We start from the raw sequence: 13,315 nt of genomic DNA on the forward strand, positions 1-13,315 counted from the left end.
ATGGTAGCACTTTTTGCTATATTTTAAGGGTAATTACTCCTATTAAAAGTGTCAATAATTTGACAATCTAATAAATTTAGAAATAATTACTTAATTTTTAAAAAAGCCTTCACTTTTCCTAAGTGAAGGCTATAATCTTGTTTTATGCCATTTTTGAATGTTTACCCCGCATATGAATGAAGCCCGGCAATCACAAGATTTACAGCAACCAAATTGAACATTATGATGACGAACCCTATTACAGCAAGCCATGCAGACTTTTCTCCATGCCAGCCTTTTGAAAGACGTAGATGTAAAAATGCTGCATAAAATAACCATGTGATTAAGGCCCACACTTCTTTCGGATCCCAACCCCAGAATCTAGACCACGCCATTTGCGCCCAAATCATCGCAAAGATAAGTGCACCTAGCGTAAAGACAGGGAATCCAATTAAAACAGAGCGATAACTGATTTCATCGACAAAATCAAGCTTAATGTTTTTTACAAGTGGTTTTAGAGCGGCTGCAATTCTCTTTCTAAGAATCAATCTGATTAATCCGTATAAAATAAGACCCGCTAATAATGACCAAATGACTGTATTCAACTTTTTAGCATTTATAATAGCTGGTACATCAATCCACGGTGTAAATCCATCTTTTGTCACTAATTCGCCTTCATGTGGTCCTGTGATCGGAGGCATCGTATATTCCATTATGGCTGCATTGTCATGTTTATCAATCCAATTAAACTTTTCATGATAGCCCATTCCTGCAAATACGGATGACACAGCGACAAATCCTAGTACAGTCACTAAGGCAAACATGACCATTTCGAGCCAAAATGTTCGTTTGTTAGATTTTGTTTGATCAATCGATTTTACAAGATATATCAATCCCGCTGCAAAGCTAATTGCAAGAATGGCTTCACCAATTGCGGCAGTGGTTACATGAATATGAAGCCAATAGCTTTGTAATGCTGGGATTAACGGGGTAATATTCCTTGGAAACATACTTGCATAAGCAATAACCAAGATCGCTACGGGCATTGTGAAAAGTCCTAATAATGTTGTTCGATAAATAAAATAAATTACAATGAATGCACCTACAAGAGCCATTCCAAAAAAAGTTGTAAACTCAAACATATTACTTACCGGAGCGTGTCCTGCTGCAATCCATCTGGTGACAAAATATCCAAGTTGCGATATAAAACCAATAATGGTTAAAAATACAGCAATGGTCCCCCATTTATTGGTTCCTTTATTTTCATTCATCCCTGCTTTTGCTTTAATAGAGCCACCATAAAACATGATCGAAACTAAATATAAAATAAAAGCAATAAATAATAAATTACTACTTAGTGTTGCCAACTAGACTCCCTCCTTTTCCTTAGGTTCCCTTTGAAGTTGATCATCGGGTATGGCCAGCTTTGTATCCTTCAGAATGGTTTCAATTTCATTTTTTATGCCATACCAATTTTTATTTGTATGTGCAGCAATCCAAACCTGTCCATTTTTATTTTGTATCCAAATCCGACGATGATTCCAATAGGCACCTTGGATAACACCTATCATGAAAATGATCCCACCTATAATAATTACCCATAGGGAAGAGTCCTTTCTCACTGTGAATCCTGACACATTTTTGGTTTCAATCCCTTTAAACGACATTTTATTCTGATTATCTCCAAACGGCTCAATGGTTTGCTTAATCGCAACAAAACTAGTTTCCCCTTTTGGAATATCAGGGGTAGTCATCCGAAAAATGAAAGCAGGATTATTGGGGACACGCGATTTTGTTGTTGGCTCCCCGTCTGAATTAAATTCAAAGTCTGGAAAATAATTAAGAATCTCGACTGTATAGCCATTACCGAGATCATACTTTGCCTTTGGATCCTCAAGGTCAATTTTCAACTCCCCAAATGCCTGACTCGTCTTTTTATTTGTCAGGGCAAAGGACATTGCTTTTAGCTCACTTCGATAGGAGGATTGAAAAACAGAATAACCTTCAAACGTTAGGGGGTGATTAACACGTACCTTATATTCCTTTTCTTTCTCTAATTCCGGCTTTTCCCCAGGGAGGTTTTGGCTAACTCGTTTGTATAGCACAACATTAGATTGATAATTTTTCACCACCTGTCCTGCTTGTTCAATCGCTTTTTCAAACGTCTTATCTTCATTTTTATCATAGTGCTGCAAAATAAATTGATTGTTTTTTAAATAATATTTTTCTCCCGTTTCAGGGATTACAGCTGTCTCTCCTTCTTTTACCCATAGATTCTCATTCACATAAAAACCTGGGATAAACCGGAGCATTGCTCCAAATAAGAAGATGATCAGCCCTACATGGTTTATGTATGGGCCCCAACGAGAAAAACGACCTTTTTCTGCTAATAAATCGCCATTTTCTTCACGTACATGATAACGTCTTTCTTCGAAATGCTTTTTGAGAGTGGTTAGATTATCCCCCTCTGGATGCTCTGTGACACCGAAAACACGTTGACGCTTCAAGAAGCCCTCATGTCTTGTTACTCTTTGAGCTTTAAGCGCCTTGTATAAAGGGACTACCCTATCAAGACTGCAAATAACAAGTGAGGTGCCTAGCATTGCGATTAATATTAAGTACCACCATGAACCGTATAAGTCGTGGAGGCCTAATTGATAATATAATTTTCCGAACCAGCCATACTCCTGCTCATAATACACTTCAGGCGGAAGGTTGATGTACATTTCCTGCGGAAGAATCGTACCTAGTGTGGAAGCAATTAAGATAATGATAATGATCCAAACTCCAACTTTAACAGATGAGAAGAAATTCCAAATTTTATCTATAAAGGTTTTATTATAGGTTTGTGACCGTCGTGCACTTCCCTCATAGCGCATGTCAAGAAGCTCTTTATTGTTCCTATCTTCTTCATTCAACACTTTTCCACAGGCTTCGCACAGCACGGTTCCATGCGGATTCACATGCCCGCATTCACATTTAACATCATTCATTGTAAAAAACTCCCTACAATCCCTTAGGTTTAATTGACTCCATAAATTCCTTAATCTTATTTTCAGTCAGCTCTCCAGTATAATATTTCACTACTTTTCCATTTGGATCAATAAGAAATGTGGCTGGAAGCAGGTCAACCCCATACACATTCATAACTTCCTTTTCAGTGTCAATCATTATCGGAAAATCAAGCTTAAGACGTTCTGCATATTGATTGACAGCAAGTTCTGGTTCTTGAATATCTACAGATAAGACTTGAACACCCTTATCTTTATACTGATTGTATTGATTATTAATATAAGGCATTTCTTTCTTACAAGGAGGGCACCAAGTTCCCCAAAAGTTTAAAAATACACCCTGCCCTCGATATTCTGAAAGACGATGTTTATTGCCCTGCATATCAACCAGTGCAAAATCAGGCGCTATTTCCCCAACCGCGACTTTTTGTTTATTATCTTTTGTAAGATTGGCATAAAGAGAATAGGCAACGGCAGCACCTAGGATAAGTAAAATAACTGTTCTCATTACTAATCGCCGTTTCTTCATTAATAACCCTCCAGTAAATCACTCACGACACAGTTTGTCTTTAATTATAGCATTTTGCAACACTCGCACAGTGTTAACGAGAGAAAGTAAATGTGACGATTTTATGAATTTTTCTTTGATGTATCCATAGCAAGAGCCCTGAGCAGTTTAACTTCATGTGGAGTCAATTCCCGAGCCTCTCCTGTCTTTAAACCGTTTAAGGTCAAAAAGCTATAACGTTCACGTTTTAATTTTAAAACCTCATTCCCAATTGCTTCAAACATCCGTCTAACTTGACGATTCCGTCCTTCATGAATCGTAATTTCAACGATAGCCGTTTGCTTTTTATTATCTGCAGAAAGCAGTTTAACTTTAGCAGGTGCTGTTTTGCCATCCTCAAGATGAATGCCTTTTTCTAATTTCCGAAGATTTTCCCTTAATGGAATTCCTTTTGTTTTTGCCACATACACTTTATCCATTTCATTCTTAGGATGCATTAGTAAATTAGCAAACTCTCCGTCATTTGTTAATAACAATAATCCAGATGTATCATAATCAAGTCGGCCGACAGGGAAAATTCTTTCTTTATAATGTGAGAAAAAATCAGTGACGACCTTCCTCCCCTTGTCATCACTTACACTAGAAATAACACCTCTAGGTTTATATAAAAGAAAGTAAACTGGTTCTTCCTTCTCAATCTGGACTTCATTTACCTCTACCTTATCAGAAGGTGACACCTTGACGCCGAGCTCTTTAACCACTTTCCCATTTACCTTTACTCGCCCTTCTTTGATTAGCTCCTCAGCTTTTCGCCGCGAAGCAATCCCCGCTCGAGCAATTACCTTTTGCAATCTTTCCATTATTTCACCTCAAAAATTTTTTCCGGATATAAAGAAACCAACTAGTGAACAAGAATACTTCTTATTTACTAATAAAACCCCTAATCACATTTCTATTCTAATGAATTATGACACAATTTCTCCACTTTTCAAAGTAACGGGTATTAATTAAAGCTAAAAATAAAAAGCATGCTCCAAAAGGAACATGCTAAGAAAAGCGGAAGCGCCCTGGTCAGCGGCGTATGGCCTGGAGCGCTTCAACTGAGATAAAGGAAACACGAAGAGCCGAATGCGATTCGATGTTGACTTATCGTAGGGCGGAGAGTGAAGGACACTAGCCGCTAGGGCGCTGGAGCTGGACAATTCTCGAAGTAAAAATTATAAATTCTAATATTATAAAAACTATTTAGTACCAAATATAAAGGCCACCACTAGAATCGAAACAATGATTCCCACCACATCGGCAAGGAGACCGACCTTTAGGGCATCCCCCATTTTTTTAATTCCAACCGCACCAAAATAAACAGTTAATACGTAAAAGGTAGTATCAGTACTTCCTTGTAAAACAGACGCTAGTCGACCAATAAAGGAATCTGGCCCATAAACAGCAATTAAATCACTCGTCATTCCAAGAGCCGCTGTCCCTGAAATAGGTCTGATAATCAGTAAGGGAACTATTTCCGCAGGAACCCCCATTGTCTTCATAAACGGCCTAATCCAATTCATTAGGGCGTCGAGGGCACCTGATGCACGAAATATAGAGATAGCGACAATCATTCCAACCAGAAAGGGGATAATCGAAACAGCAATTTTGATCCCCTCTTTGCCGCCTTCAACAAAGCTTTCATACGTTGGCACCCGTTTAAATGTCCCATATAAGAGGATAAAACCAATTAACAATGGTATAAAGGTCAGCGATATATATGAGATAAACTCCATTATTTCATCACTCTTTTCGGCTTCTGCGATAATAAAAAAAACGGTCAATGAGAACTGCCCCTATTGCGGACAAGATTGTGGCAATAATAGTGGGTACTACAATTTCAGTGGGTGATGCAGAATGATAATTCATTCTTATCGCGATAACGGTTGTTGGGATAATGGTAATGCTTGCGGTATTTAGGGCCAAAAAAGTAACCATGGATCGGCTTGCTATGTTTGTTCCTCCATTTAATCTTTTTAGTTCCTCCATTGCTTTGATTCCCAAAGGTGTTGCTGCATTTCCTAAACCAAACATATTGGATATCATATTGGATAAAATATAACCCATCGCTGGATGATTGGTTGGGACTTCAGGAAATAGAATTTTCACGACTGGGCGAAATAACTTTGACAGTTTCTTAAGGAGACCTGATTCCTCGGCAATCCGCATCATTCCTAGCCAGAAAACTAGAACACTAATAAGGCCAATACAAAGGGTTACGGCTTCTTTTGCTCCATCAAACACCGCTTTATTGACAGCCTCCATCGTGCCGTTGAACAGCGCAAATACAATGCCTACAATGGTCATAAACACCCATATGTAGTTAACCATTACTATTCACACCATTAAACGAAAGAAAAATTTCTTTTAAAAAGTCAAACAAACTTTGCTTCTTTTGTTTCTGATTAACCTCATAATAGATGGGCGTTTCCTGTACGACTCTCCCCTCGAGATAAATAGCAGCCTTCCCGACTATTTGATCATTCTTTACGTCCTCTAGGTTTTTCTTAGGCTTAGTTAGCTTGAATTTAACAGAAAACATGTCCATTTCTTTACTAGTCGCCGGGTAAACAATCGATTTTTTTACATATAAATGGTCTTTATAAATTTTATATTTTGTAAGATCTATTTTGCCCTTTGCTAGTACTTCCGCCATATCAAATCCTTTAAATCCACTTTCATACATGGAAATATGATCATTCCAATCATCCGGTCCGTTTAAGGTTACAGCAATCAGGCTCATATCTCCTTTTGTCGCTGTTGTAACAAGCGTTCGTTTTGCTCGTTTTGTATAGCCTGTTTTCCCACCAGTAGCATATTTATATTTCGTCAATAAACGATTTTTGTTTTTCCAAACTCGTTCCCAATTTTCGGTAGGATTGGGTGCTCGATAAACCTTTGTTCCGGAGATTGTTTGAAAGGTTTTATTTTGCATGGCATATCGCATTAATATGGCCATGTCATACGCAGTGGAATAATGCTTTTCATGATCATCAAGTCCATGGGGATTAGCAAAATGAGTATTATACATGCCAATTTCCTTAGCCTTTTGATTCATTAAATAGGCAAAACCATCTACACTCCCGCCAACATATTCAGCAATGGCCACAGCTGTATCATTTCCCGATCTCAACATCAAGCCATAGACCAAATCTTTAAGCTTCAACTTTTCATCCGGTTTTAAATATACCGAAGACCCTTCGGCACGTGTTGCTTGTTCACTCACTTTAACGTATTGGTTCATTTTTCCCGATTCAATCGCAAGAACGGCTGTCATAATTTTGGTTATACTTGCGATCCTTCTCTTTGTATGTGCATCCTTCTCAAACAAGATTCGCCCCGATTTCTGTTCAATCAACACGGCACTTGCTGCACTTACTCCAGGGGAAGCATCAACCTTTTGAGGAATGTTTACGAACACTAGTGAGACCATGAGGGAAATAATTATTAGCTTTGAAATCATTCTCATTAGATTAACCTCGTCTCCTTCTTAACTGTCAACTTGTCTCCATTTAAGCTTTATACAAGTTTATTCAGGACGAGTTCTGTTATGACACAAAAATAAAAGGATGTCCCAAAATACAGGGTTCAAACCCTTTTGAGACATCCTCCTATGGAAATAATTCCTAAAATGCGGGCCATTTAACATCTGCAGCTTTTTCATACCTCATTTCAACATCGTGCCAGTTTACGAGGTTCCACCACTGGTCCACGTATTCTGCCCTGTTATTCTTGTACTGAAGATAATATGCGTGTTCCCAAACATCCAGTACAAGAAGTGGAATCGTATCCCATTGTGTCAAGAGCATATGCCGCTCTGATTGTAACACCTCTAAATGCCTTGCACGCGGTGACCACACCAAAAGTGCCCAGCCTACTCCCTCTACTTGCTTGGCAGCTTCTGAGAAATGCCTTTTGAAGTCATCAAACCCTCCAAAATAATGTTCTATTTCATCCTTTAATAAACCATGAGGACTTCCCCCGCCATTTGGACTCATGTTTTTCCAAAAAATCGTATGAAGGTAATGTCCTGATCCATGGAAAGCAAGCTCTCGCGACCAATGCTTTACCATGGAGAAATCGTTTGTTTCCCTAGCTTTTTTTAGATTTAGTTCTGCTCGATTTAAACCATCAACATATGACTGATGATGTTTATCGTGGTGCAATTTCATAATTTCCTCGGATATATATGGTTCTAAGGCATTATAGGGATAGGAAAGTTCTGGTAAGGTATGGCCTCCAGGGGGAAGTGCTTTTTCAGTCACCCAAATGGTTCCGACCTCTTGTTTTTTTCTAAAGTAATGTTCCATTTGTTCATGAATATTCTCAGCCCTTGCTTGAAGTCTAAGTAATTCCTCGTTTGATAACTCTCTTTTTGTACTTTCAATTAATTCCGTAAATTCATCTAACTCTCCCCACAGTTCCGAGTCTTGCCCCACCTTTTCTGATTGAAGAAATTGTTTCATTTCCTCATTCCAATTAAATAATTCATTCACATATCGGCTAAATCGATCCATTCAGTTCCCTCATTCCTTTTAACATTAATCCTTCTAAATCGTATGAAGAATTTCACTTATTAAGAACGAGAAAAGACTGCCCCGTTAAGGACAGTCTTGTTTTTGTTTTTGTTTTTCTTTTTATTTTGACTGGATCATTTTTGTTCTGTAGTCTGTTTCATAATACTCAAGTTCTTCCCGAATTCTTTGGAAATCACTTTCCAAACTCTTGATCAATTCCACAACACTATCTGAAACATTTCGATAAAATTTAATAGAATTCCTACCTGTATAAGCAGAGCGGCTATTTTCAAACCAAGCATCATTTTTTGGTGAGAAAAACTCTTCAATACATTGATGATAAATTTTATAGAGAGTTTTTTCAGCTGCGGCTTTTTGAAAAGGTTCACTTTGTAAAATAACCGAGCATGTTTCTAATCCTTCTTCGCTATATACAACTAACTTACGTAAATTTGCAAAGATCAATTTACTGTAGGTACGCTCTTCATCATTTTCTAAATTTAATTGAGAAATCGTTGTATTATTTAAATAATCTTCAAGTGTTGTTTTTGTCTTTGTTAAGAATTCCTTCACATCATTAAGTTGTGTTTTTACCAATGTATTCCCCATAATGCCCCCCTAGGTTTTCCTCATTTTAATTGAATTATTGTGGCTGCATAATAAACTCCAGTGGCGAAAGAAGTTCATACCCATTGTTTTGTTTTAGAGCCAGAAATATTTCCGGCAATTTATTAAAGTTAATATCTTCAAAATTGGAAGCAAATTCATGCTTAGAATTAATATATAGTCGCTTTCGGCTCCGAAGACCTGGATTTTTCAAAAGACAAACAAGTGCGACGATATCCTTAAAATTCACTTCCTTGTTTTCTTGTACAAAAATAGGATCTTGCTTGTAAGGAGTAAACTCTTGAAACACCTCATCGAAATACCTTACATATAGAACATGAAGCGTCTTTTCCTGTCCATCTTCAATGTAGGTAACCTCACTTCTGTTAAAAAAGTCCTCTGAGGTATTTGACTTTTCCTTTTCTAGTTCAAATCCTTTACACTCTTTAATTAGCAATGTAATCCCGCTCCTTATCGAACTGCTATACAAATTTGCGTAAATAGAAAAACAATTTTGAAACTTATATATATTTTAGCATAAATTTAAACAGAAGATGGAGTTTAAGAGTTAATCGTTTCCTGAAATTTCTCAAAAAATAAGTCCGCTTCCTCCTGTACAAATTCTTCCTCTATTTTTTCCGGAAGCTGTGGAAGTTCTTTTAAATTTTTCAAACCAAAATAATCAAGAAATTCTTTCGTTGTACCATATAAATAAGCCCTTCCCGTTCCCTCTGCTCGACCCGCTTCTTTTATTAATGCCTTAGTCATAAGCGTATGGATGGGTCTTTCCGTTTTTACACCACGGATTTCCTCTATTTCAGCCCGTGTAATCGGCTGTTTATAGGCAATGATGGCTAGCGTCTCTAAAGCAGCCTGTGATAATGTGGATGTATGGGGCGAATCCACTAGCTTTTTTAAATAGGCTGCATTTTCTTTTTTCGTTGCAAGCTGAAATGTACCTGCAAGCTGAACAATCATAATGCCCCTATTGGAATTCTGATCATACTCTTGCCGTAAATCCTCAATGATTTCACTTGCTTTTAGTTCATCTACTTCTAAAACCTCGGCTAATTGTTTTAGTGAGAGCCCTTCATCTCCCGCTGCAAACAATAGACTTTCCAGGATGCTGCTCCAATTAATGATGTCCAACTACTTCTGCTCCTTCCTTGACAGCTTCGACAAAAATATCACCAAAGTTTTCTTTTTGGTCCACGTCAATTACTTTTCTTTTAATCAGCTCTAAAATGGCCAAAAACGTCACCACGATATGTTCTTTTGCGGGATAGGGAAATAACTCATTAAAGTTTTTTCTCCCTTTTATATGATTTAATTCACCCATAATTTCTGACATTCTTTTTTCAATCGATATTTCTTGTCGAGCAATTTTCGTTGCCATTGGGCGCTGTAATTTCTTTCTACGTAATAATTTTTGAAAAGCAGCCAACATATCATACAGGGAGACATTTAGCTCCGTATTATCCGACTGTTTCTCCTGTGCAAAATCTGAAAGATCACTTGGCGGCTTAGTATAGATAAGACCGCGTTCTTCTTCCATCGTTTTTAGGTCATGTGCAGCCTCTTTATATTTACGATATTCAATTAAGCGCTCAACAAGTTCGTCTCTCGGGTCATCCTCATAGGACATTTCTGGGTCAACTTCATCTAAAACCTCTTCATGCTTTGGTAAAAGCATCTTACTCTTAATGACCAGTAAGGTAGCCGCCATAACTAAGAATTCGCTGGCAACATCCAATTGCAGCTCGTTCATCGTTTGAATATAGATTAAATATTGCTCCGTAATTTCAGCAACTGGAATATCATATATATCAATTTCGAGCCGATTAATTAAATGGAGCAGTAAATCTAACGGCCCTTCAAAAGCATCAATTTTCACCTGATACGGCATTTCTTATTCACCAAGATTCTTAAAAAATAAAATTTGTTGATTCAATTTAACTATTAATAGTATAGAGGATTCATGAAGGGTTATCCAATAGAAAAATCAACCTTTCCACTCTTTATAAAGAAATTGGGGTGTTTGCCCATATCAACGGACAAACATCTTACATATTATGACAAGGAAAAGACAATAAATTTGTAGGAGGTTTTTAATATGGATGGCGGATTTGGAGCTGGCTTTGCTTTAATCGTGGTTTTATTCATTTTGTTAATTATCGTGGGTGCTTCCTGGGTTTACTAAGTAAAAATGATAATTGCACCTGTTTAGAAACCCGTTCATTGTGACGGGTTTTTACCTTTGGGCAGGAATTTTCCTCAATGGAATCTACTTGATTATGTTAAACTAAAACTACAATCTTTCTATAAGGAGGGATTCCTTGTATCCAAAAGCATATATTCAATTCCTAGCCCATTTTCATGGTGACCGGGATTATTTTGAGTGCCACGAAATACTAGAGGAATATTGGAAAAAAACGACTACTAAAAACAAAACGTCTATCTGGGTAGGCCTTATTTTATTGGCTGTCTCCTGTTATCATCACCGGAGGAGCAATTTGAATGGAGCAGTAAGAACATTAAAAAAAGCAATGGAGATTTTCGAAATTCAGACTGATTCATTTGCAAAACTTGGTTTAGATTACCTTCTCCTTAAAGAGCTTTTAATAGACCGCTTAGGCATAATCGAAAATGAACAAGGATATAAAAGCTTTAATTTACCCATCTGTGATCCTCACCTATTGGAAATGTGTAATCATTATTGTCTACAAAAAGGGATTCACTGGGGTAAAGAAAGTAATTTGTCTAATGACAATCTTATTCATCGTCATAAATTACGAGATCGATCCAGTGTGATTAAAGAAAGAAATCAATCGATAAACCGGAAAAAAGGCAACGAATAATTCCGTTGCCTTTTTGATGTAAATCTAGCATACATCACATTTATCGATAAAAGCTGCTGTATATTCATTTGCATTAATTTCTTTATCTGGATACATTTCTTTTAATGCCTTCACCATTTTTTTACCAATCCCCTGCTGACGGTGAGAAGGGTTTACAGAAATATGCTGAATGATAATTGCATTTGCATTATTATCATAATGGACACCTAAAAGCCCGATAATATCTTCTTCTTTCCAAAGAAAAAGCTGCAATTCCTCATCTGTCTCATATTCCTTCATGGTTACCTGGAGCTTCTTTAGGTCCTTTTCACTCGGCATAAAGGACAATAAGCCCATGGCAATTTTTTCTAATGTTTTCTTATAACGAATTAACATTTTGATCCCTCATTATATTAAATAAACCGAATTAAAACACTGGTTTAACATAGTATATTTTTTCCAAACAAATGATTAATAAACATTATTCATTATATGTAGTGGAATTAATTATGTTTCACTAAACACAATCATACATAAAAAATGGACAATCATCAAATAGATAATTATTATTAAGGTCTAGGTACAATAAAAATCCAGTATATAATCCCCCATATTAATGAGATGCCAATAAGAATACTAAACAATAACCAATTTCGTTTCATTAAAACCTTTCCTCCAAAAGAGTTCTTTCCTGAACACCATTCTACACCATATAACAAAAATAATCTATTTTCTCTAGAAAATATGCAATTCCAATTAAATTTCAAAAACTATGAAACTTAATGACTAATTAATTCGTTTATTATAAAGGTTTCGGTTATATTAGTAAAAAGAACTTCAAAAACTACCTTTAGAACCTCAAGGAGGCACAAAATGAAAAAAATATTAATTCTACTACTATTAACGGTTATGATCTTCCATCCTGTTCGAAGTTTTGCAGACATGGCTGAAGGAGACATGATTGTCACATTAGGTGAAAATTTAACGGAAGAACAAAAAAATAACCTGTTAGCTGAAATGGGTGCATCCCAAGATGTTCAAATCGTTACCGTATCCAATCAAGAAGAGCATCAATATTTAGGAAAATATGTATCAAAATCTCTCATTGGTACCAAAGCCATTTCATCTTCCGCTATTACAATTGCATCACAGGGATCAGGAATAACAGTAAAAACAAAAAATATCAACTGGGTTACTGATGAAATGTATGTAAACGCTCTGATTACAGCAGGGGTGAAAGATGCAAATATTTATATTACCGCCCCCATTTCGGTTTCTGGCACTGCAGCCTTAACAGGGATTATTAAAGCTTATGAAATTTCGGCTGATCAAACCATTCCAGAAGACGTGAAGCAGGCCGCCAACCAAGAAATGGTAGAAACAGCCAAATTGGGTGATTCCATCGGCGCTAAAAATGCTGCGGCCCTGATTGCAAAAGTAAAAGAAGAAATTGCCAAAAATAAACCAAAAAATGATCAGGAATTACGAAACATAATTGACCAAGCAGCAAAGGATTTAAATGTTACTCTAACGGATGAAGAAATAAAGCGGTTAATGGACTTTTTTAACAAATTAAAGGATTTAAACATTGACTGGAATCAGGTGAGTGATCAATTGAATAAAGCCAAGGATCGAATTTCAAATTTCCTTCAATCCGAAGAAGGACAAGGATTTTTAGAAAAAGTAAAACAATTTTTCATTTGGTTGATTGATGCAATTAAATCAATATTTTCATAAGAAAAGCGCAAGCGCCCTGGTCAGCGGCGTATGGCCTCCTCGGAAAAGCTACCGCTTTTCCTTCGTGCAATGCCAATT

General features: G+C 36.8%; 16 protein-coding genes. 3 read left to right on the plus strand and 13 right to left on the minus strand.

Annotated features, from left to right (window positions below; translation table 11 throughout):
* Positions 1–161 precede the first annotated feature (161 nt).
* The 12 genes from ccsB to AC3ANL_RS17480 form a co-directional block, all read right to left on the minus strand.
* Positions 162–1,346, minus strand: coding sequence for a c-type cytochrome biogenesis protein CcsB (gene ccsB, locus AC3ANL_RS17425; RefSeq protein ID WP_488325665.1), 1,185 nt, complete (start codon positions 1,344–1,346; stop codon positions 162–164).
* Positions 1,347–2,972, minus strand: coding sequence for a cytochrome c biogenesis protein ResB (gene resB / locus AC3ANL_RS17430; protein ID WP_488325666.1), 1,626 nt, complete (start codon positions 2,970–2,972; stop codon positions 1,347–1,349).
* A 13-nt stretch (positions 2,973–2,985) separates the two neighbouring features.
* Positions 2,986–3,519, minus strand: a complete 534-nt coding sequence (resA, locus tag AC3ANL_RS17435; protein ID WP_488325667.1) for a thiol-disulfide oxidoreductase ResA — start codon at positions 3,517–3,519, stop codon at positions 2,986–2,988.
* A gap of 101 nt (positions 3,520–3,620) precedes the next feature.
* Positions 3,621–4,358: a 23S rRNA pseudouridine(2605) synthase RluB gene (gene rluB / locus AC3ANL_RS17440; protein WP_488325668.1), complete on the minus strand. Its 738-nt coding sequence runs from the start codon at positions 4,356–4,358 to the stop codon at positions 3,621–3,623.
* A gap of 381 nt (positions 4,359–4,739) precedes the next feature.
* On the minus strand, positions 4,740–5,276 hold the full coding sequence (locus tag AC3ANL_RS17445; protein WP_488329764.1) for a spore maturation protein: 537 nt from the start codon (positions 5,274–5,276) through the stop codon (positions 4,740–4,742).
* 7 nt (positions 5,277–5,283) lie between these two features.
* Complete coding sequence (locus AC3ANL_RS17450; RefSeq protein WP_488325669.1) at positions 5,284–5,871, minus strand: nucleoside recognition domain-containing protein; 588 nt, start codon at positions 5,869–5,871, stop codon at positions 5,284–5,286.
* Entirely contained in the window at positions 5,864–7,009 is a 1,146-nt protein-coding gene (locus AC3ANL_RS17455; protein WP_488325670.1) for a D-alanyl-D-alanine carboxypeptidase family protein, read from the minus strand. Before AC3ANL_RS17455 ends, AC3ANL_RS17450 begins: the two co-directional genes overlap by 8 nt.
* Positions 7,010–7,166: 157 nt before the next feature.
* Positions 7,167–8,057: a superoxide dismutase gene (locus AC3ANL_RS17460; protein WP_488325671.1), complete on the minus strand. Its 891-nt coding sequence runs from the start codon at positions 8,055–8,057 to the stop codon at positions 7,167–7,169.
* 120 nt (positions 8,058–8,177) lie between these two features.
* Positions 8,178–8,666: a YpuI family protein gene (locus AC3ANL_RS17465; protein ID WP_488325672.1), complete on the minus strand. Its 489-nt coding sequence runs from the start codon at positions 8,664–8,666 to the stop codon at positions 8,178–8,180.
* Positions 8,667–8,700: 34 nt separating this feature from the next.
* Positions 8,701–9,120 (minus strand): hypothetical protein, encoded by a 420-nt coding sequence (locus AC3ANL_RS17470; RefSeq protein ID WP_488325673.1) that lies wholly within the window; start codon positions 9,118–9,120, stop codon positions 8,701–8,703.
* 104 nt (positions 9,121–9,224) lie between these two features.
* Positions 9,225–9,812 carry an SMC-Scp complex subunit ScpB gene (gene scpB, locus AC3ANL_RS17475; RefSeq protein WP_488325674.1) on the minus strand — a complete coding sequence of 196 codons (588 nt, stop codon included), beginning with the start codon at positions 9,810–9,812 and terminating at the stop codon, positions 9,225–9,227.
* On the minus strand, positions 9,799–10,569 hold the full coding sequence (locus tag AC3ANL_RS17480) for a segregation/condensation protein A (RefSeq protein ID WP_488325675.1): 771 nt from the start codon (positions 10,567–10,569) through the stop codon (positions 9,799–9,801). The genes scpB and AC3ANL_RS17480 overlap by 14 nt, the downstream gene beginning before the upstream one ends.
* 207 nt (positions 10,570–10,776) lie before the next feature.
* Here AC3ANL_RS17480 and AC3ANL_RS17485 point away from each other — a divergent pair, with 207 nt between their 5' ends.
* Together AC3ANL_RS17485 and AC3ANL_RS17490 are read left to right on the plus strand one after the other, a co-directional pair.
* Positions 10,777–10,863 (plus strand): YjcZ family sporulation protein, encoded by an 87-nt coding sequence (locus AC3ANL_RS17485; RefSeq protein ID WP_101650965.1) that lies wholly within the window; start codon positions 10,777–10,779, stop codon positions 10,861–10,863.
* Positions 10,864–10,999: 136 nt separating this feature from the next.
* Positions 11,000–11,521, plus strand: a complete 522-nt coding sequence (locus AC3ANL_RS17490) for a DUF309 domain-containing protein (RefSeq protein ID WP_488325676.1) — start codon at positions 11,000–11,002, stop codon at positions 11,519–11,521.
* Positions 11,522–11,545: 24 nt separating this feature from the next.
* On the opposite strand, the gene AC3ANL_RS17495 is transcribed toward AC3ANL_RS17490, so the two are convergent.
* Positions 11,546–11,896, minus strand: coding sequence for a GNAT family N-acetyltransferase (locus AC3ANL_RS17495; protein WP_488325677.1), 351 nt, complete (start codon positions 11,894–11,896; stop codon positions 11,546–11,548).
* 477 nt (positions 11,897–12,373) lie between these two features.
* On the opposite strand from AC3ANL_RS17495, the gene AC3ANL_RS17500 reads away from it, so the two are divergent.
* The gene (locus AC3ANL_RS17500) at positions 12,374–13,237 is read left to right on the plus strand and encodes a DUF1002 domain-containing protein (RefSeq protein ID WP_488325678.1); all 864 of its coding nucleotides are present in this window, start codon (positions 12,374–12,376) and stop codon (positions 13,235–13,237) included.
* Positions 13,238–13,315 lie beyond the last annotated feature (78 nt).

Source organism: Neobacillus sp. DHD-1R, from assembly GCF_057747995.1.